Below are 21,524 nucleotides of genomic sequence, written 5' to 3'. Positions count from 1 at the left end.
ACGGATGACAAACGGGTCAGATGGCCCAGCGGGTCAGCACATCCGGCCCAACCGCTTCGACGCCGATCAGGCGCAGGCGCGGGGCCTCTGACAGCGCCTGCAGACCCAACCCGGCCAGCGACGGGAGGCCTTCGGCCCCGATCAGGCAACCAGCCGATAAATGCGCCAGCTCATCCACCAGCCCGGCCCGGATCAACCCTGCGGCCAAAGTGCCGCCCCCTTCGCAGAAGATGCGCGTCAGGCCACGCGCCGCCAGCGCAGACAAAGCCATGCGCAGGTCGATGGACCCACCCGTCGTGGTGGCAATCTCGATCACCTCTGCCCCGGTTGCGGCCCAGGCCGCCCGTGCGGCGGCGGCGGCCTCGGGTCCATGAACCATCCAGACAGGCACCGCTCGGGCACTGCGTCCAAGGCGGCTGTCCGGGCTGTGGCGCAGATGGCTGTCCAACACGATGCGCAGCGGTTGATGCGCCGCGCCCATGTCACGCACTGTCAGGTCGGGGTCATCAGCCAGGGCGGTCCCTGCCCCGACCATCACCGCATCATGCGCCAGTCGCATCGCATGCACCGCGCGCCGGGCCTGACCCGCCGTGATCCAGCGACTTTCGCCACCGGCTGTGGCGATCCGGCCATCCAGCGTGGTCGCCAGCTTGAGCGTCACGAAAGGCAGGCCCTGTTCGACGCGTTTGAGAAACCCTGCGTTCAGCGCCCGTGCCTCGGGGCCGCATATGCCCTCGGTCACCGCAATCCCGGCTGCGCGCAGCATGGCATGGCCCCGCCCCGCCACACGCGGATCAGGGTCCGTCAGGGCCGTGACGACCCGCGCGACCCCGGCCGCGATCAGACCTTCAGCGCAGGGCGGGGTATGGCCGTGATGGGCACAGGGTTCCAGCGTGACATAGGCCGTGGCACCGCGTGCGGCCGCCCCCGCCTGATCCAGCGCCCGCCGTTCGGCATGGGGCCTGCCGCCCGGCTGGGTCCAGCCGCGGCCCACAACCCGGCCATTCGCAGCCAGCAGGATACAGCCGACCGCCGGATTGGGCCATGTATTGCCCAATCCCCGCGCGGCCAGCGCCAGGGCCGCGCGCATATGGCTTTCGTCGCTCACTCTTCCGAGGTGCCCTGATGCGGGCGCAGTTCCGAAACGAATTTGTCGAAATCGTCCGCCGCTTGGAAGTTCTTGTAAACACTGGCGAAGCGCACATAGGCCACGGTGTCGATCCGTGCCAGGCTCTCCATCACGATTTCGCCGATGGTGCGGCTGGGAATGTCGGTTTCCCCCAGCGATTCAAGCCGCCGCACGATGCCGGAAATCATCTGGTCGATGCGTTCGGGCACGATGGGGCGCTTCTGCATGGCGATGCGGATCGACCGTTCCAGCTTGTCACGGTCGAAATCCTCGCGCTTGCCCGACGTCTTGATGACCACCAGATCGCGCAATTGCACCCGTTCATAGGTGGTGAACCTTCCGCCACAGGCCGGGCAAAAGCGGCGGCGGCGGATCGAAACGTGATCCTCGGCCGGGCGGCTGTCCTTCACCTGGGTATCGATATTGCCGCAGAATGGGCAGCGCATGGCCGTCCCCTTTCGTGTCTTGACTGTACTGCCTCGGTCCGGGGTCTATGCCCCAGTTATCCACAGACCCTAGCAAGCCATGGCAGGTCTTGCATAGCGGGAATTTCCGACCACCGCATATTGGGGCCGCGCACTGTGGCGGCGCGGACTCAGGCCCCGGGCAGCACAAAGGCGCGCAGGTTGCCCTGCGCGCCAGGTGTTTTTCGCCGGAATTCCGTTACTTGCGCGTGATGCGCCCGTCGGTGAAGGGGGTATAGGGGCCGGTCTTGGCCAGATATTCCGCCGTCACATCGGCCAGATCGGGACCAAAATCATAGGCATCCTTGGCATCGATGAACATCTTGTAGCCATCGCCGCCACCCCGGACATAGTTGTTCGAAACCGCCAGATAGTCCTTGGCCGGATCAATGGCGACAAAACCGTCGCCCTCTTTGACCATCACATCGGAGACACGGCTGCCCGCCGGGGCCGCCGGATCGAACGTGTACTTCATCCCGGCAACCTGCGGAAACCGCCCGCCGCCATCCTCGATCTGGCTGACGCCATTTTCCAGCGCCGCGATGACCGTCGCACCGGTTACAGTGAAGGTGGACAGGGTGTTCTGGAACGGCAGCACGGTCAGCACTTCGCCCATGGTCACTTCGCCCGCGTCAATGCTGGAACGCAGGCCGCCGCCATTGGCGATGGCGATCTGCACGCCCTGATCCTTCACCCGGTCCAGCATCGCCTCGGCCACCAGATTGCCCATCGCGCATTCCACCGCCCGGCAAGCATCGCGTGACCCGTCGATGGCGGCGGCGGTTTCGGCCACGACCTTCGATTTCAGCTCTTCGATCGGGCCTGCCAAGTCCTTCACCTTGGCTTCCAGCGCCGGATCGGGCGCGATGGATTGATCCAGCAGGATCGGTTCGCCCTTGGCTTCTTTCAACACGCCCGCATCATCGAAAGTCAGGATCAGATGGCCCAGATACTTCGAATAGGCATAGGCCTGCACCACCGGCACGGCACCCACCATCGTCGGATAGGGACCGGCGGCCTTTTCATCGGTGTTGGACAAAAGCGTATGGGAATGGCCCCCCACCACGGCATCAAGGCCCGGCACCGCCGCCGCGATTTCCTGATCGCGCTTGTAGCCCACATGGGTCAGCGCCAGGATCTTGGTCACGCCCTGCGCCTCCAGTTCGGCCACATCGCCTTTCAGGCTGTCGATGTCATCGCGGAAAATGATGGTTTTGCCAGGGCTTGCGGTCTCAGGCGTATCGGTTGCCAGCGCCGAGACGATGCCGATCTTCTCGCCGCCCACGTCCAGCACCAGATGCTTGTTCACCTTGCCCGCCAGCAGGTTGTTCTGGCTGAAATCCAGATTGCCTGACACCAGTTTGGTATTGGCCTTGTCGAGGAAGGGCAGCACGCCCTCCGGACCATTGTCGAATTCGTGATTGCCAAGCGCCATGGCGTCAAAGCCGATGGCGCCCATGAATTCGGCCTCGGCCACGCCCTTGTAGGTGGTGAACATCAGGCTGCCCTGCGATTGATCACCCGCATCCAGCACGATCACATTGCCGCCCTCGGCCTTGATCTGGTCGCGCAGCGCGTTGATCTTGGCTGCCATCCGGGCCACGCCCCCGAAGCACCCGTCCTCGGCAGCGTCCTTTTCGGTGCAGGTGCTGTCATATTTGTTGATGGGTTCGATCCGGGAATGGAAATCGTTCACATGCAGGACATGAAGCGTGAAATCGGCCTGGGCCGCCCCCGTGCAGAGCGCAAGCGCCGCGGCAGAGTGCAGGAATCGGGCAAACATGGAAACCTCCGGTTTGGTTCAGATGGTCAGACTGGCGCTTCAACTTGCGGCTGTCAAAGCGCTTGCGAGGCTTGTCCTCGGCACAAATGACATCCGCGTGACAGATGGCGATTTTCCGCGCATGGCCGGAAACCATTGACCAAAACGCTTGCGCGGTGCATGGAAGCCGCATGCTGATCTACAAGATCCTCCGCCGCCCCGAATGGGATGCCTTCCGTGCCGCTGGTGAAACTGCCGGTGCGCCGATTGATCTGGCAGATGGTTACATCCATTTTTCCACCGCAGCCCAGGTGACCGAAACCGCCGCCAAGTGGTTTGCCCATGAAAGCGATCTGGTGCTGGTGGCCGTGCGGGCCGAGCCCCTGGGGCCTGCGCTGAAATGGGAAGAATCGCGTGGGGGCGCGTTGTTCCCGCATCTTTATCGCAGCTTGCGCCTGTCCGATGTGGTTTGGGACAAATCCCTGCCGCTCGGCGTGACCGGCCATATCTTCCCCGAGGGCGTGATATGACCCTGATCGAAAGGCTGGGGCTTTGCGCCCTTCACCGGCTTGACCCGGAAAAGGCGCATGGCCTGTCGCTCATGGCCCTGCGGGCCGGGTTGGCGCCGCTTCCCGGTGTGGTCACGTCAGACCGGCTGAAAACCGATCTGGCGGGGCTGCGGCTGGCCAATCCGGTGGGGTTGGCAGCGGGTTATGACAAGAATGCCGAGGCGGTGGCAGCACTGATGCGTGCCGGTTTCGGGTTTGTGGAAGTGGGGGCTGCGACCCCGCGCCCGCAGCCGGGCAATCCGCAACCACGCCTGTTTCGCCTGACCGAGGATCGCGCCGTCATCAACCGGTTCGGCTTCAACAATGAAGGGGCCTGCGCGATTTCCGCACGGCTGGCGCTGCGCCCGAAGGGCGGCATACCGGTGGGGCTCAATCTCGGGGCCAACAAGGACAGCACCGACCGCGCAGCAGATTTCGCCGAGGTCCTGGCGACCTGCGGCCCGCATATCGATTTCGCCACGGTAAATGTCAGTTCGCCCAATACCGAAAAACTGCGCGATCTGCAGGGCCGGGCCGCACTGTCGGCGCTGCTGGCGGGGGTGATGGAGGTGCGCGCGGGGCTGGAACGTCCTGTCCCGGTCTTCCTGAAGATCGCACCAGATCTTTCGCCCGACGATCTGGCCGATGTGGCCGAAGTGGCGCTGGCCTCCGGCATTTCAGGCATCATCGCCACCAATACCACCCTGTCGCGCGACGGGCTGCACTCGGCGCATCGGTCCGAAGCCGGTGGCCTGTCGGGCGCACCGTTGTTTGAAAAATCGACCCGCGTTCTTGCGCAACTGTCGCAATTGACCGAAGGGCGCTTGCCGCTGGTGGGCGTTGGCGGGATTTCCACCCCCGAACAGGCATGGGAAAAGATCCGCGCCGGGGCCAGCGCAGTGCAGGTCTATTCGGCCATGGTCTATGAAGGCCTGTCGCTGGTGCCCCGCCTTGCGCGCGGTCTGGATGCGCTGGCGGCGCAGGCCGGGTTCGCCAGGATCGCCGATGCGGTGGGAAGTGGGCGTGGCGACTGGCTCTGAGGGCTTGCGCCCCCCGGCCCTTCCGCCTAGATAGGCGCGTCAGCACCTGAACGGCAGGACCATGGAAAACGTCATCCTCACCATCCACCTGATCCTTGCGCTTCTGCTTATCGGCGTCGTGCTTCTGCAACGCTCCGAAGGCGGCGGTCTCGGGATGGGCGGTGGCGGCGGCGCGATTTCCGCACGGGGTGCCGCCAATGCCCTGACTAAGCTGACCTGGATCCTTGCCAGCGCCTTCATCGTGACTTCGCTCACGCTGACGATCCTTGCCGCGCGCAATGCCGACGGGTCGGTGGTGGATCAGATCGGTGGCACGGCACCAGCGCAGGCCCCGGCCGCGCCGGCACCGCTGGGCAGCGACCTTCTGCCGCCCACGACAACCGATGCCCCGCTGGCCCCGCCGCGCGCAGACCTGCCGGCCGAAGGCAGCGTACCTGCCCCGGCAGCACCCGCCGCTGGCAACTGATCGCCACTATCCATCGGGCCCCGCTCCGGCCCAGCCGCAGGATATAGACTGGACCTTGCGCCTTTGTCCGAAAGCGGCTAAGGCTCAAATCCCGTGATGCTGCGATTCCCAAGGGGCGAATCGTCAAATCCAGATCGATTTTCACGGGGGTTCACCGCATGGCACGTTATATCTTCATCACCGGTGGCGTGGTGTCCTCCCTCGGCAAGGGGCTGGCCTCTGCCGCGCTTGGCGCCCTGTTGCAGGCGCGCGGCTATTCGGTCCGCCTGCGCAAGCTCGACCCCTATCTGAACGTCGATCCCGGCACCATGTCGCCGTTCGAACATGGCGAGGTCTTTGTCACCGATGACGGCGCCGAGACCGATCTCGACCTCGGCCATTACGAGCGCTTCACCGGCGTATCCGCCCGCAAGACCGATTCCATCTCCTCGGGCCGCATCTATTCCAACGTGCTGGAGAAAGAGCGCCGCGGCGATTACCTGGGCAAGACCATTCAGGTCGTCCCCCATGTGACCAATGAAATCAAGGATTTCCTGCGCATTGGCGAATCCGAATGCGATTTCATGCTGTGCGAAATCGGCGGCACCGTGGGCGATATCGAAGGCCTGCCCTTCTTCGAGGCGATCCGCCAATTCATCCACGAGCGTCCGCGCGGCGAATGCATCCTGATGCACCTCACTCTCCTGCCCTATCTGGCAGCCAGCGGCGAGTTGAAGACCAAACCCACCCAGCACTCGGTGAAGGAGCTGCAATCCATCGGCCTCGCCCCCGATGTGCTGGTCTGCCGCAGCGAACACCCGATCCCGGAGCGGGAGCTGGAAAAGATCGCCCTGTTCTGCAATGTGCGCAAACAGGCGGTGGTGCCCGCCTATGATCTGAAAACCATCTATGAGGCGCCGCTGGCCTATCACCGCGCGGGCCTCGATCAGGCGGTGCTGAACGCCTTCGGCATCGAACCGGCACCCAAGCCCAACCTCGCCCGCTGGGAAGATGTGATGGACCGCATCACCAACCCCGAGGGCGAGGTGCGCGTGGCCATCGTCGGCAAATATACCCAGCTGGAAGATGCCTATAAATCCATCGCCGAGGCGCTGACCCATGGGGGCATGGCCAACCGCGTGAAGGTGCGGGCCGAATGGATCAATTCGGAAATCTTCGAAAAGGAAGACCCTGCGCCGCATCTGGAGCGGTTCCAGGCCATTCTGGTGCCCGGCGGCTTTGGCGAACGCGGCACCGAGGGCAAGATCAAGGCGGCGCAATATGCCCGCGAGAAGGGCATCCCCTATCTGGGCATCTGCCTGGGCATGCAGATGGCGGTGATCGAGGCCGCCCGCAATCTGGCGGGCCTGTCGGATGCGGGGTCGGAGGAGTTCGACCACGAGGCCGGCGCCAAGCGCTTCACCCCGGTCGTCTATCACCTGAAGGAATGGGTGCAGGGCAACCATGTCGTCGCGCGGAAACTGGGCGATGACAAGGGCGGCACCATGCGCCTAGGCGCCTATGACGCGGCGCTGGTGCCGGGGTCCAAGGTGGCCGAGATCTATGGCAGCACCCGCATCGAGGAACGCCACCGCCACCGCTATGAGGTGGACACCCAGTTCAAGGCACAGCTGGAAAGCTGTGGCCTGATCTTCTCTGGCATGTCACCCGATGGCCGCCTGCCCGAGATCGTCGAGGTGAAGGGCCACCCCTGGTATATCGGCGTGCAGTTCCACCCCGAGCTGAAATCCAAACCCTTCGCCCCCCATCCGCTGTTTGCCAGCTTCGTGGAAGCGGCGGTCGGGGTCAGCCGTCTGGTGTGACTGCGGCGAAACTCTTTGCCTCTGCCCAAGATCAGGTTACCACCATCCGGTGATGGACCATTTCACCGGGGGGTGCCCATGTTCGATTGGCTGAAACGCAATGCCGAACCGCTGTCTGCGCTCGGTGGACTGGCAACTTCCTTTGCCGCGCTGACCGCGTTGATCGTCATTCCCTATCAGGTGGGGCAGGCCGACCGCATCCAGCGCGACCAGACGGCGCGGGAAATCTATCGGGAATTTCTGAACCTGACCGTGCAGAAGCCCGAGCTGGCCGAGGCCGATTTCTGCGCGCTGAAAGATCCGACCCGCATCACCGCCTATTCGGCCTATGTCGAATACCTGCTTTATACGGCGGAACAGATGATCGCCACCTCGCCTGACTGGCGCGCACCGATGGCCAGTTATCTGGGCGATCACATGTCCTATCTGTGCAGCGTGGGCGTCTGGGATGCCCAATCGCCCGATATCCGCGATTTGGTGGCGGAACTGGGCCTGTCCTGCACCGATCAGCATATCTGCAACTAAGACACAACGGCCCCCGCGAAAGGGGCCGTTGCATTGGGTCGCCGCTTATTCGGCGGCTTGCGCGTAGGCCTCCACCGGCGGGCAGGTGCAGATCAGGTTGCGGTCGCCATAGACGTTATCGACGCGGCCCACCGGCGGCCAGTATTTGTCCACGCGGAAGGCGCCGGGCGGGAAGCAACCCTGTTCGCGGCTATATTTCCGCGTCCAATCGGCCACCAGATCGTTGACCGTATGGGGCGCGTGGCGCAGCGGGCTGTCTTCGGCCGCAATCTCGCCTGCTTCCACCGCCGCAATCTCGGCGCGGATGGCGTGCAGGGCGGTGATGAAACGGTCGATCTCGGCCTTGGTCTCACTCTCGGTCGGCTCCACCATCAGGGTGCCCGCCACCGGCCAGCTCATCGTGGGGGCGTGGAAGCCGTTGTCGATCAGGCGTTTGGCGATGTCATCCACCGTCACGCCATGTTCGGCAAAGGGGCGGGTGTCGAGGATGCATTCATGCGCGACCCGGCCGCGATTGCCCATGAACAGCACCGGATAGGCGCCGCGCAGGCGGGCGGCGATGTAATTGGCATTGAGGATCGCCACGCGCGTCGCTTGCGTCAGCCCCTCGCCGCCCATCATCAGGCAATAGGCCCAGGAGATCAGCAGGATCGAGGCCGAGCCATAGGGCGCCGCCGACACCGGGCCTTCGGAACCGCCGGTCTCGGGGTGGCCCGGCAGATGCGGGGCCAGATGGGCTTTCACGCCAATCGGGCCCATGCCGGGGCCGCCGCCACCATGCGGGATAGCGAAGGTTTTGTGCAGGTTGAGGTGGCTGACATCGCCGCCGATCTCGCCGGGCTTCACCAGACCCACCATGGCGTTCATGTTCGCGCCGTCGATATAAACCTGGCCACCGAATTCATGGGTGATGGCGCAAATCTCGCGCACCGTTTCCTCGAACACGCCATGGGTGGAGGGGTAAGTGATCATGCAGGCGGCAAGACGGTCGCCCGCCTCGGCGGCCTTGGCGCGGAAATCTTCCACATCCACATCGCCATTGGGCGAGGATTTCACCACCACCACCTCCATGCCGCACATCTGGGCAGAGGCCGGGTTGGTGCCATGGGCCGAGACCGGGATCAGGCAGACCTTGCGCTGATGATCGCCGCGCGACCGATGATAGGCCTGAATGGTCAGAAGCCCGGCATATTCGCCCTGCGCGCCGGAATTGGGCTGCATGCTCATGGCATCATAGCCGGTGATTTCGCACAGCTTTTCGGCCAGATCGGCAATCGCCTCGGCATAGCCTGCGGCCTGATCGGCGGGCACGAAGGGATGCAGGCTGCCGAATTCGGGCCAGGTGATCGGCATCATCTCGGCGGCGGCGTTCAGCTTCATGGTGCAGGAGCCGAGCGGGATCATCGCCCGGTCGAGCGCCAGATCGCGGTCCGACAGGCGGCGCATGTAGCGCATCATCTCGGATTCGGCGCGGTTCATGTGGAAGACCGGGTGGGTGAGCACCTCCGAGGTGCGCAGGAGTTCCTCCGGGAAGGCCAGATCGCCCTCGGGCAGCGGGGCGTTCAGGATGCCGAAGGCGCGCAGCACACGGCGCAGCACGTCTTCATTGGTGGTCTCGTCGAGGCTGATGCCGACGTGATCGTTGCCCACCTTGCGGAAGTTCAGCCCCTCGGCCCGCGCGGCGGCGAGGATGCCCGCCTGCCCCACGCCAACCTCGACCGTGATCGTGTCGAAGAAATGCTTGGGCGGCAGGGTGGCGCCAGCGGCGCGCAGCGCCTTAGCCAGGCGGATGGTGTAGCTATGCACCCGTTCGGCAATGGCGCGCAGGCCCTTGGGGCCGTGGAAGACGGCATACATCGAGGCCATGACGGCCAGCAGCGCCTGCGCGGTGCAGACGTTGGAGGTGGCCTTCTCGCGCCGGATATGCTGTTCGCGGGTTTGCAGCGACAGGCGGTAAGCCTTGTTGCCACGCGCGTCGATCGAGACGCCGACGATGCGCCCCGGCATGTTGCGCTTGTAGTCATCGCGGCAGGACATGAAGGCGGCATGCGGGCCACCATAGCCCATCGGCACGCCAAAGCGCTGCGCCGAGCCCACGGCGATATCGGCGCCCATCTCGCCCGGCGCTTTCAGCATCATCAGCGCCAGCAGGTCGGTCGCCACCACCGCCACGGCCTTGGCGGCGTGAAGCTTCTCGATAAAGGGCGTGAGGTCGCGGACATGGCCCCAGGTGCCGGGATATTGGAAGATCGCGCCAAAGACCTGCGTGGCGTCAAGCGCTTCCGGGGCGCCGGTGAGGATCTCGATCCCCAGCGGCAGGGCGCGGGTGCGGATCACCTCGATGGTTTGGGGATGGCAGTTTTCGTCGATGAAAAAGGCGCGGGCCTTGGATTTCGACACCCGCTCGGCCATGGTCATCGCCTCGGCGGCGGCGGTGCTTTCATCCAGCAGCGAGGCATTGGCGACATCGAGCCCCGTCAGATCGCAGACCATGGTCTGGAAGTTCAGCAGCGCCTCCAGCCGACCTTGGGCGATTTCGGGCTGGTAGGGGGTATAGGCGGTGTACCAGGCCGGGTTTTCCAGAATGTTGCGCTGGATCGCGGGCGGGGTGACGGTGCCGTAATAGCCCTGCCCGATCAGGCTGGTCATCACGCGGTTCTTGGCCCCCACCTCGCGCATTTTCGCGAGGAGTTCATGTTCCGACAACGGCGCCCATGCGAGGGGCTTGGTCTGGCGGATGGAGGCGGGGATGGTTTCCCCGATCAGCTGTTCAAGCCTGTCGCAGCCCACGGCCTCCAGCATCTCGGCCATCTCGGCAGGGGACGGGCCGATATGGCGGCGGTTGGCAAAATCATAGGGGTTATAGTCGGTCGGGGTGAAGGTCATGGCCTTGCTCCGGGATGTGAGAAACCGGGCGGGTGCCGGAAAGGCCCCCGCCGCCTGGCGCGTTTGGATCCAGTATCGGGCGAAAAGCGGGGGTTAGCCGATCAGTTCGTTATATTCGTCTTCGTCCATGAAATCGTCGAGGACCGAGAGATCATCGAGTTTCATCTTGAAGAACCAGGCCTCGCCCAGCGGGTCTTCGTTCACAAGGCCGGGATTGTCGGCCAGTTTTTCGTTCACCTCGACGATCTCGCCATCGACGGGGGCGAGGATGTCGGAGGCGGCCTTGACGCTTTCGATCACGCAGACCTCATCGCCCGACCCCACCTGGGTTTCCGGCTCGGGGAGTTCTACGAAAACCACATCGCCAAGCGCTTCGGCGGCGTGTTGGGTGATGCCCACCACCACGAGGTCACCCTCGACGCGCAGCCATTCGTGTTCTTTGGTAAATTTCATCGGGGTCACCGTTCAGCGTTTGTAGGTGGTGGGTTGGAAAGGCATGTCGGCGCGCGCCACAGGCAGGCGCTTGCCGCGAAGTTCGGCAGTGAGGGCGGCATCCAGCGCGGAGGTCGCGACATAGCCCATGGCGATGGGGACCTCGACCGAGGGGCCGAAACCGCCGGAGGTGATGGCGCCTGCGGGCGTGTCGCCTGCGAACAGCGCCACCCCTTCGCGCATCGGCGCGCGGCCCTCGGGGCGCAGACCGACGCGGAGGCGTGCTGGCCCTTCCGCCAGTTCGCGCAGGATGCGTTCAGCGCCCGGGAAGCCCCCGGCCCGCGCCCCGCCCGCGCGGCGGGCTTTCTGGATGGCCCAGGTGAGCGCGGCCTCCACGGGCGAGGTGGTGGTGTCGATGTCATGGCCGTAAAGGCAAAGCCCCGCCTCAAGCCGCAGGCTGTCGCGCGCGCCAAGGCCGATGGGTTCCACCTCGGCCATGTCCAGCAGGGCGCGGGCCAGACCTTCGGCCCCGCCCTCCGGCACCGAGATTTCATAGCCGTCCTCGCCCGTATAGCCCGAGCGGCTGATCCACAATTCGCCAAACAGGGTATCAACCTGCGCCACATCCATGAAGCGCATGGTAGCGACAGAAGGCACCAGCCGGACCAGCGCAGTTTCCGCCGCCGGGCCTTGCAACGCCAGCAGGCAGCGGTCGGTGACCGGGATCACCTCGGTCGTGCCCGACAGATGCGCCTGCATATGGGCAATGTCGGCCGCTTTGCAGGCCGCGTTCACCACGACGAACAGGTGATCGCCACGATTGGCAAACATCAGGTCATCAAGGATACCGCCCGCCTCATTTGTGAACAGGCCATAGCGCTGCCGCCCTTCGGCCACCCCCAGCACATCGACCGGCATCAGGCGTTCGAAATCCAGCGCGGTCTCCGCATAACTGCCCTTGGGCCGCAGGATCACCTGCCCCATATGGCTGACATCGAACAGACCGGCAGCGGCGCGGGTGTGAAGATGTTCCTTCATCACCCCCATCGGGAATTGCACCGGCATGTCATAGCCGGCAAAGGGCACCATCTTGCCCCCCAGTTCCACATGAAGATCATGCAGGAACAAGCGTTTCAGGTCGCTCACGCGTCCCTTCCTTTCCGCCGGTCTCGCATGGCCCGGCACCAGATGCGCAGGCTTCCCCCTGCGCCACGGTGCCCCCTCTGTCCCTACCCTTGCCGGTTTCACCGGTTCGGGCGCCTGAGATCGTTATCCCTTCGGCGGGCGCGGGCGCGCCTCTCTCCAGAGTCTTCCATCAGAACGGTCCTGTTGCCTGAGAGTTTACCGGGGCGGTTGCTCCTTCGGCACCGGCTCCGAAGGCCATCGCCCCCCGCCGGATTCTCCCGATCCTGATGCGACAGGGGTAAACCGAGCGGCGATTCAGGGCAAGCAGAAAATGGAATCCGACAGTATACCGCGCGGAACCGACATTCAGACGCCCAACTCGCGCCGCCGGATCACCCGCAGCGCCAGCCAGACCGCCAGCAAACCGAACAGAACCCCGCCTGCCGCCTGTCCGATCAGCACACCTTGCGGCCCCCAGATCGTCCCCAGCCACAAGGCAAATGGCAAGGTGCCCAGGGTATGCCGCCCCCAATTCACCAGCGTGGATTGAAAGGCCGCACCAAGGTTGTTGCAGGCTGCATTGGCGACGAAGATCAGCCCGTTGAAGAAGAACAAAAGGCTCAGCGGCCCGCAGAACAGATAGATCAGATCGCGTGTGATGCCGGTGGCCTGAAACAGATCGGCAATCGGCCCCCGCACTGCAAACAGCAGCGCCGACATGACCACGATCACCAGCCCGCAGAACAGGATCGCATCCATGAAGGTCCGGCGCACCCTGTCCATCCGGCCTGCCCCCAGATTCTGGCCCAGGATCGGCCCCACCGCCCCCGACAGGGCAAAGATCACGCCAAAGGCCACCGGCGTCAGCCGCCCGGCAATCGCCATACCTGCCACGGCACCCTCGCCATGCGCGGCAACCATGCGGGTGACGATGGCCTGCCCGACCGGCGTTGCCAATTGTGTCAGGATCGCCGGGGCCGAAATCGCCATCAGCGGCCCCAGATCGGCCCGCAGGATTCGCGCGTTCAACACCGAAAACCCGCCATAATGCCGCCAGACCGGCCAAAGCGCCATGGCCGCAATCGCCAGGCGCGACCCCCAGCCTGCCAGCGCCGCCCCCGTCAACCCCAGATCAAGCCAGAGGATCAGCACCGGGTCCAGCAGCGCCAGAACAACCGCCCCCCAGACCGTCACCATCATCGACCGCTTCGCATCGCCATGGCTGCGCAGGATCCCGCCGCCAATCATCCCGATCATCAGAAGCGGCTGCGACGGGATCAGCAGACGCAGGAACCAGAGCGTCTTTTCCGCCGTGGCCCCCTGCGCGCCCAGCACTCCCACAATCCAAGGCAAGGCCACCCAGACCATGGCCGCGAATACTGCACCGATGATCGCGCTGAGCGCAAAGCCGCTGGTCGCCCGATCACGCGCCAGCGCCAGATTGCGCGCGCCCACTGCGGGTGACACCAGCGCCGAAACCCCGATCGACAGACCGATCCCGAAGGCGGTGGTGAAAAACAGCACCGCACCGGCATAGCCGATGGCGGCAGTCGCCTCCGGGTCCATCAACCAACTGATATAAACCATGTTGATCAGATCGACGACAAAGATCGCCATCAGCCCGACCGAACCCGTCAGCGACATCACCGCGACATGGGCAAACAGATTGCCCGTCGCAAATTTTGCCTGCCCTTGCGTCATCATCCCACCTCACAACACCAAAAAGGGGCGCACGACGCCCCCTTCATCTGTTCAAAAATATCCCGCGGGGGGTCGGGGGGGCGCGAAGCCCCCCTCCGCGATCACAGCCCGCGCACCTTTTGCAAAAGCGGCATGACATCGGCCATGTCCGGCCCATGGGCCTGCCCTGTCAGCGCCTTGCGCAGCGGCATGAACAGGCCCTTGCCCTTGCGGCCCGTGGCCTCTTTCACGGCTGTGGTCCACTGGCCCCAGCTTTCGGCCGTCCAGGGCTGCGCGGGCAGAAGCGTCATGGCCTGCGCCACAAATTCGCGGTCTTCCTCCTCCACCAGCGGCTCGGCGCCGTTCACGAACAGATCCCACCAACCTGCCAGATCATCCAGCACGGTGATATTGTCCTTGGCGACGCGCCAGAAGCCCTCGGCCTTGTCACCCGGCACGCCAAGCGCTGCGATGCGATCGGCCACGGCGGACAGCGGCAGCGATTGCACATGGGCGCGGGTCAGCGGGAACAGGTCTTCGGCGTCAAACTTGGTGGGGGCGGTGCCGAAGCTGCCCACGTCAAAGCCTTCGGCGATTTCGTCAATCGAGCCTGCCAGCACGACGGGTTTCGACGAGCCCAGACGCGCCATCAGGCTCAAGAGCGCCATCGGCTCCACCCCGCGCGCGCGCAGGTCGCGCAGCGACAGGGTGCCCAGGCGTTTCGACAGCTCCTCCCCGCCCGCGCCGGTCAGCAGCGAGTGGTGGGCAAAGCTGGGGGGCGTGCCGCCCATGGCTTCCATGATCTGGATCTGCGTCGCGGTGTTGGTGACGTGATCGGCGCCGCGCACGATATGGGTCACGCCCATGTCGATGTCATCGACCGAGGAGGCGAAGGTATAGAGCACCTGACCATCGGCGCGGATCAGCACCGGGTCGGAGACCGAGGCCGCATCAATCGACACCGGCCCGATGATGCCATCGGCCCATTCGATGCGGGTCTGATTGAGCAGGAAGCGCCAATAGCCCTCGCGGCCCTCGGCGCGCATCCTCGCCTTGTCTTCATCGGACAGCTTGTAGGAGGCGCGGTCATAGACCGGGGGCTTGCCCATGTTCAGCAATTTCTTGCGCTTCAGGTCCAGCTCGGTCGGGCTTTCAAAGCATTCGTAGAAGCGGCCCTTGGCTTTCAGGCTTTCGGCCTCGGCGCGGTAGCGGTCCAGACGGAGCGATTGCTTTTCCACCCGGTCCCAATGCAGGCCCAGCCATTCCAGATCGCGCATGATGCCATCGGCATATTCCTGCTTCGAGCGTTCCTGATCGGTATCGTCGAGCCGCAGGATGAACTGGCCGCCGGTCTTGCGGGCGATCAGATAGTTCATCAAGGCGGTGCGCAGATTGCCGACATGGATATAGCCGGTGGGCGAAGGCGCGAAGCGGGTAACGGTGGTCATGATTGGCTCTCCTGAACCCGGCACCTTTTGCACGCGCAAGGGCTTTTGTCCATATCGGGCCCAATCCCCGACAGGTCTTCACAGCCTGACCCTGGCAGCCTAGGCTGGCACCATGACCCATGCCCGCCCCAGCACCATCGCCCCCGACCTCGCCCTGATCGAACAACTCGCACATGACGCGGTCATTGCCCTGCCCGAACCCTGGCGGGCCAGCGCCACACAGATCTTGATCCGGGTCGAGGATCTCGCGCCCGAAGACCTGCTGGAAGCCCTGCAGATCGAAGACCCGTTCGAACTGACCGGGCTTTACGAAGGCACGCCCCTGACCGAACGCTCGGTGATGGATCAGGCCCATGGCCCCGATGTCATCTGGCTGTTCCGCCGCGCCATTCTGGACGAATGGATCGACCGGGGCGATGTTTCGCTGGGCGAGTTGGTCACCCATGTGATGATCCACGAACTCGCCCATCATTTCGGCTGGAGCGATGATGACATCGCCGCCATCGATCCCTGGTGGGAATGAGGCTCTGACGCAAGCGTGACTGGCCGGCTGGCAAAGCCGGGTTACCATCGCCGGTATCCTGTCCCCAAACGGAGCCCCAAGATGCTGACCCGCCGCACTGCCCTGCTGGCCGCTGCCAGCCTGCCGCTGATCTCTGCCCCGCTGCGCCCTGCGCTGGCCAAGGCCGACAAGCTTGGTCCCGCCACGGCAGGCCTTCACCGCTTTGCCCTTGGCGATTTCGAGGTGACAACGCTGCTCGCCGGCACAAGGGTCAGCGACAAACCCCAGGAAACCTTTGGCCTGAATGCCACGCCCGAAGATTTCGCGGCGCTGGCCGCCGCAAATTTCCTGCCCGCCGATCGTATCCGCAACTACTTCACCCCCACGGTGGTGAACACCGGCAGCGAGTTGGTTCTGTTCGACACCGGCCTCGCGCCCGAGGCGATCACTGCCGCATTGGCAGCGGCAGGCATTACGCCAGATCAGATCGACACGGTCGTGCTGACCCACATGCATGGCGATCATATCGGCGGCCTGTCGGGCGAAGCGGGCGCCACCTTTGCCAATGCCCGTATCCTGACCGGGGCAGCCGAACACAATCACTGGTCCGCTGCCGGGAATGAGGGGTTCGACACCAAGGTCAAACCGCTGAACGACCGCATCACCATGCTCGATGATGGCGGCAGCGTGGCCTCTGGCATCACCGCCCTGGCCGCCTTTGGCCATAGCCCCGGCCATATGGCCTATATGCTGGAAAGCGCGGGCCAGCGGCTCGCCATCACCGCCGATACAGTGAATCATTATGTCTTTTCGTTGCAGCGCCCGGATTGGGAAGTCCGGTTCGACATGGACAAGGCGCAGGCCGCCGCCACCCGCAAATCGCTGCTGGGCATGATCGCCGCCGATCGCATCCCCTTCATCGGCTATCACATGCCCTTCCCGGCTGTCGGCTATCTGGAACCGCAGGGCGAAGGCTTTCGCCTGCACCCGGCCAGCTACCAACTCGCCCTGACCGAATAAGCCGTCATCGTCGGATCGGGCCGCGTCTGCGCGGCCCGGCCCCATTGCCCGCCGCGCCCGGGTCTGGCACCCTGTTCCGATGAACCCGATATCTTTCCCAACCCGCATGCGCCTAAAACATGGCTGAGACACTGATAGTCATCCTGCATGGCGTGGGTGGGCGCGGCGCGCATTTGCAACCGCTGGCCGACATGATCGGCGCCGAGCTGCCCGGCGCCCGCTTCGCCCTGCCCGATGCGCCCAACCGCTACGACTGGGACGATAGCGGTCGCCAATGGTTCAGCGTGAAAGACATCACTCCGCGCAACCGCCCGGCCCGGCTGCGGGCGGCCCGCGCGGCCTTTGATCAGGTTCTGGCCACAACCATCGCCGGGCACGGTTTTGGCGACAGGCCCGACAGGGTGGCGCTTGTGGGCTTTTCGCAAGGCGCGATCATGGCAATGGATGCCGTCATGTCAGGGCGCTTTCGCCCGCAGGCCCTTGCCGCGTTGTCAGGGCGACTGGTGAAATCCGCGACCGGCCTGCCCGGCATCCCGGTCATGCTGTCGCACGGGCTGGACGATCCGGTCATTCCCGCCCGCGATGCCATCGCCGCCGCCGCCCATTGGGGCAAACAGGGCTGTCCGGTTGACCTGCATCTCTGGACGGGCCTGGGCCATTGGTTTGACGCCCGCGTCGCCACCACGACAGCCGCCTTCCTGCGGCGCGCCCTGATCCTCTGACCCTGACCTTTATCTTGGTCCATATATCCAGCGGGGGACCGGGGGCGCAAAGCCCCCGGAGATCAGCCACAGCGCGCATCCTCCCCGCCAAGCGGCCTAAGCGGCCTAGGCGCAGTAACCGCGCATGATCTCATGAACGGCGGCAGCGAGGCAGGGGATCATCCCTCTAAATCTTTGGCTGAGATACTTTGCAGCTCAGGAAACGCCGCTAACGTCATGAGCCGCACTATAGCGGTCGAGGCCTGCTCGGCCTTCGCCCAGTCTACGTTTTCATACTCATCATCACCGTCAAACTCATAATTCTGCATCCACCAAAGGTTGACCTTATGCGCTAAGCAAACCATGGCGAATGGAATCACTGGGTTGAAAAACTCCGCGCCTTGATGGATCAATTTTTGGAAAAGTTCATGCGCAACATCGTTGCGATAATCCATGGCGAGACGGACCAGTTCAACATCGTCCCGATCGAACGCGCCGACGCTTTGGAACCAAAGACTTGCAGCCTGCAAGCGTTCAGCTTGGCGCTTGGAAGCTAACCTCTGATATTCCGGCGGAAGTGGTTCGCCATCTGGCCTCCGTCTCAGGTCTTTATCCAAACCAAAGAACCAAAGCGCCTTCTGCTCTACGCAAGACCGAAGCTCTTCTGCAGCCAGAACCATAAGAGCAGCGACCTTCAAGCTGCGCGACAGCTCGTCATCCTGATCGGCCAGCAAACGCTCTAAACCCTTAAGCCAATCTGGCGTGTCCATCAGCTCTCGTCGCGAAAGCGGTTGGCAATCGGATAACGCCGGTCCAGCCAGAAGGCGCGCGGGGTCAGCCGTGTTCCGGGGGCCGACTGGAAGCGTTTGTATTCGCTGATATACAGCAGATGTTCGACCCGCTTCACCGTGGCGCGGTCAAAGCCCGCCTCCACCAGGTCCGCCACCGAAAGCTCACGATCCACCAGCCCTTCCAGAATGGCATCCAGCACCTCATAGGGCGGCAGGCTGTCATCGTCGCGCTGATTGGGGCGCAGCTCGGCACTCGGCGGCTTGGTGATCACACGTTCGGGGATGACAGCCCCGGCTGGCCCCTTCATCCACGGGCGGTGATGGTCATTGCGCCAGCGGCAGGTGTCAAACACCCGGGTCTTGTACATGTCCTTGATCGGGTTGTAGCCGCCATTCATGTCGCCATAGATGGTGCAATAGCCCACGGCCATTTCCGATTTGTTGCCTGTGGTCAGCAGCATCGCGCCGAACTTGTTCGACAGCGCCATCAGCATCAGGCCGCGCAGCCGGCTTTGGATGTTCTCCTCGGTGATGCCCGGTTCGGTGCCCGCAAACAGCGGGGCAAGCGCCTGCCCCACTGCCTCCTGCGCGCCACCGATTGGCACGGTATCCAGACGGCAGCCCAGATTGCGCGCCACTTCGCCCGCATCCTCCAGCGACGCGTCCGAGGTATAGGCCGAGGGCAGCATCACGCAATGCACATTCTCGGGCCCAAGCGCATCGGCGGCAATGGTCGCGACGATTGCGCTGTCGATCCCGCCCGACAGGCCCAGAACCACCTTCTTGAACCCGGTCTTGGCCATGTAATCGGCCAGCCCCATGACGCAGGCGCGGTAATCAGCCTCCCAGATGCGCGGGATCTCGGCCATCATGCCCGGCTGGGCACGCCACCCCTGCGGCGTCTTGATGAAATCGACCTGTGTCAGGCAGCTGTCGAACTGCGGCATCTGCACCGCCAGCGCACCACCCGGGTTCAGCACCATCGACGATCCGTCGAATACCTGATCGTCCTGCCCGCCCACCATGTTCAGATAGACCAGCGGCAAGCCGGTTTCCACCACCCGCGACACCATCAGGTTCAGCCGCAGGTCGGGCTTGCCGCGATGATAGGGCGATCCATTGGGCACCAGCAGGATTTCCGCCCCCGTTTCGGCCAGCGTCTCGGCCACATCGGGGTGCCAGGCATCTTCGCAGATCGGCGTGCCGATCCGCAGCGGGCCAACCCGGTAAGGGCCACTGACATCGGCCGCGGCAAACACCCGCTTTTCATCGAACACGTCGCTGTTGGGCAGATGGTGCTTCAGCACCGTTGCCGTGATTTCGCCGCCCTGCAGCACATACCACGCATTGTGCAGCCGCCCCGACACCAGCGCAGGCCCGCCGATCCCCAGGGCCGGCCCATCAGCGCAATCGCGTGCAAGCTGGTGAATCGCTGCAATCGCCGCATGGGTGAAAGCCGGTTTCAGGATCAGGTCCTGGGTCTGATAGCCGGTGATGAACATCTCGGTCAGCGCCAGCATGTCGGACCCGGCGGCCTTGGCCTGATCCCAGGCGTCGCGCGCCATCGTGGCATTGGCCGCGATCGCCCCTACTGTGGGGTTGAGCTGCGCCAGCGTCAGGCGAAAACGGTCGGACATCTGCGGCCCCCATGAATGACAGCGGGCCCGCGCCCCCCGAGGATTTGTCTTGCTTTCTAGCAGACTGACAGCCAAGGAAAAGGCTAGAAGCAAGGAGGTATCCATGCGCAAGGGGATCGCAGGCGGGCTGGCGGCTTTGCTGCTGGCGGGGGGCGCGGCTTTCGGCCAGACCGATGGCGAGGTGCTCGTCAAGCAATATGACGATGGCTCGGTCTATGAGGGCACATTCCTCGATGGCAAGCAGCATGGCACTGGCACCTACACCCTGCCCAATGGCTTTGAATATAGCGGCGAATGGGTCGCGGGCGAAATTCGCGGCAAGGGCACGGCACGCTATCCTGACGGATCGGTCTATGAAGGCGATTTTCTGGGCGGCAAACCCTTTGGGCGCGGCAAGATCACCTATGCCAATGGCGGCAGCTACGAAGGTGAATGGCAGGATGGCCAGATCACCGGGCAAGGGATCGCGCGCTATGCAGATGGCTCGGTCTATGAAGGCGGAATGCGCTCTGCGACCCATCACGGGCGCGGCAAGCTGACCGCGCCCGGCGGTGCGATCTATGACGGCGACTGGGTCGATGGCGTGAAAGAGGGCACGGGGCTGCTGTCTTATCCAGACGGCACGGTTTACGAAGGCGCGATGCAGGCCGGGGTCCGGGCGGGCAAGGGCAAGCTGACCATGCCGAATGGTCTGATCTATGAAGGTGACTGGGCCGAGGGCCAGATGCAGGGCAGCGGAACCCTGACCCAGCCCAATGGCGACCGGTACGAGGGCAGCTTCGCACAAGGCAAACGATCCGGCACCGGCAAGATGACCTATGCCAGTGGCGCAGTGTATGAAGGCGGCTTTGCCAATGACCTGCGCCATGGCAAGGGCCGGTTCAGCAGCCCCGATGGCTTTGTCTATGAAGGCGACTGGGCCGAGGGCCAGATGCAGGGCACGGGTCGCATGACCTATGCCGATGGCGCGGTCTATCAGGGGGCGATGGTCACAGGGCAGCCCCAGGGGCGCGGCAAGATCACCTACAAGGATGGCTCCAGCTATGAGGGCGATTGGCAAAAGGGTGTGATCGCGGGTCAGGGCCGGGCCAGCTATGCTGACGGCGCGATTTATGTCGGGGCCTTTGCCGCCGGACAGGCGCAGGGCAAAGGTGTGCTGACCCGACCCGACGGTTTTCGCTATGACGGTGACTGGCAGGCAGGCAAGCGCAGTGGAAAGGGCAAGGCCAGCTATCCGGGCGGCGCGGTCTATGTCGGTGATTTCGTCGATGGCATCCGGCAGGGCCAAGGCGAGCTGACCATGCCCGACGGGTTCAAATATCTCGGGGCCTGGCAGGGGGGCGAAATGTCCGGCAAGGGGATAGCCACCTATCCCAATGGCGATGTGTATGAAGGTGAATTCCAGCTGGGCAAACGTCAGGGGCAAGGCACCCTGCGCTATGCCAGCGGGCAGGAAACTGCGGGCAACTGGCTGAATGGCATCCTCGTCGCACCGGGCAGCCACCCCCCTGCAGAGGGTACTGCGCCCGATCCAGACCCGCCCAATCCGGCACCTGTGCCCTGATA

General features: G+C 64.2%; 19 protein-coding genes and 1 riboswitch. Of the genes, 9 read left to right on the top strand and 10 right to left on the bottom strand.

Annotated elements, in window-relative coordinates; all coding sequences use genetic code 11:
- Nucleotides 1–16 precede the first annotated feature (16 nt).
- The 3 genes from ribD to V6590_RS03375 form a co-directional block, all read right to left on the bottom strand.
- Nucleotides 17–1,108, bottom strand: a complete 1,092-nt coding sequence (ribD, locus tag V6590_RS03385) for a bifunctional diaminohydroxyphosphoribosylaminopyrimidine deaminase/5-amino-6-(5-phosphoribosylamino)uracil reductase RibD (protein ID WP_335419557.1) — start codon at nt 1,106–1,108, stop codon at nt 17–19.
- The gene (gene nrdR / locus V6590_RS03380; protein ID WP_335419555.1) at nt 1,105–1,575 is read right to left on the bottom strand and encodes a transcriptional regulator NrdR; all 471 of its coding nucleotides are present in this window, start codon (nt 1,573–1,575) and stop codon (nt 1,105–1,107) included. Before nrdR ends, ribD begins: the two co-directional genes overlap by 4 nt.
- A gap of 217 nt (nt 1,576–1,792) precedes the next feature.
- Nucleotides 1,793–3,376 (bottom strand): bifunctional metallophosphatase/5'-nucleotidase, encoded by a 1,584-nt coding sequence (locus V6590_RS03375; RefSeq protein ID WP_335419552.1) that lies wholly within the window; start codon nt 3,374–3,376, stop codon nt 1,793–1,795.
- A gap of 170 nt (nt 3,377–3,546) precedes the next feature.
- Here V6590_RS03375 and V6590_RS03370 point away from each other — a divergent pair, with 170 nt between their 5' ends.
- From V6590_RS03370 to V6590_RS03350, 5 genes are all read left to right on the top strand, one after another.
- On the top strand, nt 3,547–3,885 hold the full coding sequence (locus V6590_RS03370) for a DUF952 domain-containing protein (RefSeq protein ID WP_335419549.1): 339 nt from the start codon (nt 3,547–3,549) through the stop codon (nt 3,883–3,885).
- Entirely contained in the window at nt 3,882–4,943 is a 1,062-nt protein-coding gene (locus tag V6590_RS03365) for a quinone-dependent dihydroorotate dehydrogenase (protein WP_335419547.1), read from the top strand. Before V6590_RS03370 ends, V6590_RS03365 begins: the two co-directional genes overlap by 4 nt.
- Before the next feature lie 61 nt (nt 4,944–5,004).
- Nucleotides 5,005–5,409, top strand: a complete 405-nt coding sequence (gene secG, locus V6590_RS03360) for a preprotein translocase subunit SecG (RefSeq protein WP_335419544.1) — start codon at nt 5,005–5,007, stop codon at nt 5,407–5,409.
- 158 nt (nt 5,410–5,567) lie between these two features.
- A complete protein-coding gene (pyrG, locus tag V6590_RS03355) occupies nt 5,568–7,211 on the top strand; it encodes a CTP synthase (RefSeq protein WP_335419541.1) in 1,644 nt (547 codons plus the stop codon).
- 78 nt (nt 7,212–7,289) lie between these two features.
- Nucleotides 7,290–7,736 carry a hypothetical protein gene (locus V6590_RS03350; RefSeq protein ID WP_335419538.1) on the top strand — a complete coding sequence of 149 codons (447 nt, stop codon included), beginning with the start codon at nt 7,290–7,292 and terminating at the stop codon, nt 7,734–7,736.
- 45 nt (nt 7,737–7,781) lie between these two features.
- Here V6590_RS03350 and gcvP read toward each other — a convergent pair whose 3' ends face one another.
- The 5 genes from gcvP to gltX form a co-directional block, all read right to left on the bottom strand.
- Entirely contained in the window at nt 7,782–10,622 is a 2,841-nt protein-coding gene (gene gcvP / locus V6590_RS03345; RefSeq protein WP_335419536.1) for an aminomethyl-transferring glycine dehydrogenase, read from the bottom strand.
- A 93-nt stretch (nt 10,623–10,715) separates the two neighbouring features.
- The gene (gcvH, locus tag V6590_RS03340) at nt 10,716–11,075 is read right to left on the bottom strand and encodes a glycine cleavage system protein GcvH (protein WP_335419533.1); all 360 of its coding nucleotides are present in this window, start codon (nt 11,073–11,075) and stop codon (nt 10,716–10,718) included.
- Between the two features lie 12 nt (nt 11,076–11,087).
- Nucleotides 11,088–12,200 carry a glycine cleavage system aminomethyltransferase GcvT gene (gene gcvT, locus V6590_RS03335; RefSeq protein WP_335419531.1) on the bottom strand — a complete coding sequence of 371 codons (1,113 nt, stop codon included), beginning with the start codon at nt 12,198–12,200 and terminating at the stop codon, nt 11,088–11,090.
- Between the two features lie 165 nt (nt 12,201–12,365).
- Nucleotides 12,366–12,470: riboswitch (glycine riboswitch) on the bottom strand.
- Nucleotides 12,471–12,545: 75 nt separating this feature from the next.
- Complete coding sequence (locus V6590_RS03330; protein WP_335419529.1) at nt 12,546–13,880, bottom strand: MATE family efflux transporter; 1,335 nt, start codon at nt 13,878–13,880, stop codon at nt 12,546–12,548.
- 101 nt (nt 13,881–13,981) lie between these two features.
- On the bottom strand, nt 13,982–15,307 hold the full coding sequence (gene gltX / locus V6590_RS03325) for a glutamate--tRNA ligase (RefSeq protein ID WP_335419527.1): 1,326 nt from the start codon (nt 15,305–15,307) through the stop codon (nt 13,982–13,984).
- A 112-nt stretch (nt 15,308–15,419) separates the two neighbouring features.
- Here gltX and V6590_RS03320 point away from each other — a divergent pair, with 112 nt between their 5' ends.
- The 3 genes from V6590_RS03320 (at nt 15,420) to V6590_RS03310 (ending at nt 17,551) form a co-directional block, all read left to right on the top strand.
- The gene (locus V6590_RS03320) at nt 15,420–15,830 is read left to right on the top strand and encodes a metallopeptidase family protein (protein WP_335419525.1); all 411 of its coding nucleotides are present in this window, start codon (nt 15,420–15,422) and stop codon (nt 15,828–15,830) included.
- An 81-nt stretch (nt 15,831–15,911) separates the two neighbouring features.
- Nucleotides 15,912–16,829, top strand: coding sequence for an MBL fold metallo-hydrolase (locus V6590_RS03315; RefSeq protein ID WP_335419523.1), 918 nt, complete (start codon nt 15,912–15,914; stop codon nt 16,827–16,829).
- Between the two features lie 119 nt (nt 16,830–16,948).
- On the top strand, nt 16,949–17,551 hold the full coding sequence (locus V6590_RS03310; protein WP_335419520.1) for an alpha/beta hydrolase: 603 nt from the start codon (nt 16,949–16,951) through the stop codon (nt 17,549–17,551).
- A 158-nt stretch (nt 17,552–17,709) separates the two neighbouring features.
- On the opposite strand, the gene V6590_RS03305 is transcribed toward V6590_RS03310, so the two are convergent.
- The gene (locus V6590_RS03305) at nt 17,710–18,300 is read right to left on the bottom strand and encodes a hypothetical protein (protein WP_335419517.1); all 591 of its coding nucleotides are present in this window, start codon (nt 18,298–18,300) and stop codon (nt 17,710–17,712) included.
- Nucleotides 18,300–19,958 (bottom strand): NAD+ synthase, encoded by a 1,659-nt coding sequence (locus tag V6590_RS03300; RefSeq protein WP_335419513.1) that lies wholly within the window; start codon nt 19,956–19,958, stop codon nt 18,300–18,302. The genes V6590_RS03305 and V6590_RS03300 overlap by 1 nt, the downstream gene beginning before the upstream one ends.
- Before the next feature lie 103 nt (nt 19,959–20,061).
- Here V6590_RS03300 and V6590_RS03295 point away from each other — a divergent pair, with 103 nt between their 5' ends.
- Nucleotides 20,062–21,522: an MORN repeat-containing protein gene (locus V6590_RS03295; RefSeq protein ID WP_335419511.1), complete on the top strand. Its 1,461-nt coding sequence runs from the start codon at nt 20,062–20,064 to the stop codon at nt 21,520–21,522.
- Nucleotides 21,523–21,524: the final 2 nt, after the last annotated feature.

Source organism: Gemmobacter denitrificans, from assembly GCF_036964905.1.
Lineage (GTDB): Bacteria > Pseudomonadota > Alphaproteobacteria > Rhodobacterales > Rhodobacteraceae > Gemmobacter > Gemmobacter denitrificans.
Note: the sequence above shows the minus strand (reverse complement) of the source record. Positions and strands in the feature narration are given on the sequence as shown.

Bases quoted from the DNA above. Each gene is read 5' to 3' on its own strand.
- V6590_RS03320 (WP_335419525.1), top strand. From the start codon at position 15,420: ATGACCCATGCCCGCCCCAGCACCATCGCCCCCGACCTCGCCCTGATC.
- V6590_RS03310 (WP_335419520.1), top strand. From the start codon at position 16,949: ATGGCTGAGACACTGATAGTCATCCTGCATGGCGTGGGTGGGCGCGGC.
- V6590_RS03305 (WP_335419517.1), bottom strand. From the start codon at position 18,300: ATGGACACGCCAGATTGGCTTAAGGGTTTAGAGCGTTTGCTGGCCGAT.
- V6590_RS03370 (WP_335419549.1), top strand. From the start codon at position 3,547: ATGCTGATCTACAAGATCCTCCGCCGCCCCGAATGGGATGCCTTCCGT.
- V6590_RS03365 (WP_335419547.1), top strand. From the start codon at position 3,882: ATGACCCTGATCGAAAGGCTGGGGCTTTGCGCCCTTCACCGGCTTGAC.
- gcvP (WP_335419536.1), bottom strand. From the start codon at position 10,622: ATGACCTTCACCCCGACCGACTATAACCCCTATGATTTTGCCAACCGC.
- nrdR (WP_335419555.1), bottom strand. From the start codon at position 1,575: ATGCGCTGCCCATTCTGCGGCAATATCGATACCCAGGTGAAGGACAGC.
- pyrG (WP_335419541.1), top strand. From the start codon at position 5,568: ATGGCACGTTATATCTTCATCACCGGTGGCGTGGTGTCCTCCCTCGGC.
- V6590_RS03315 (WP_335419523.1), top strand. From the start codon at position 15,912: ATGCTGACCCGCCGCACTGCCCTGCTGGCCGCTGCCAGCCTGCCGCTG.
- V6590_RS03330 (WP_335419529.1), bottom strand. From the start codon at position 13,880: ATGACGCAAGGGCAGGCAAAATTTGCGACGGGCAATCTGTTTGCCCAT.
- secG (WP_335419544.1), top strand. From the start codon at position 5,005: ATGGAAAACGTCATCCTCACCATCCACCTGATCCTTGCGCTTCTGCTT.
- gltX (WP_335419527.1), bottom strand. From the start codon at position 15,307: ATGACCACCGTTACCCGCTTCGCGCCTTCGCCCACCGGCTATATCCAT.
- V6590_RS03300 (WP_335419513.1), bottom strand. From the start codon at position 19,958: ATGTCCGACCGTTTTCGCCTGACGCTGGCGCAGCTCAACCCCACAGTA.
- V6590_RS03375 (WP_335419552.1), bottom strand. From the start codon at position 3,376: ATGTTTGCCCGATTCCTGCACTCTGCCGCGGCGCTTGCGCTCTGCACG.
- V6590_RS03350 (WP_335419538.1), top strand. From the start codon at position 7,290: ATGTTCGATTGGCTGAAACGCAATGCCGAACCGCTGTCTGCGCTCGGT.
- gcvH (WP_335419533.1), bottom strand. From the start codon at position 11,075: ATGAAATTTACCAAAGAACACGAATGGCTGCGCGTCGAGGGTGACCTC.
- V6590_RS03295 (WP_335419511.1), top strand. From the start codon at position 20,062: ATGCGCAAGGGGATCGCAGGCGGGCTGGCGGCTTTGCTGCTGGCGGGG.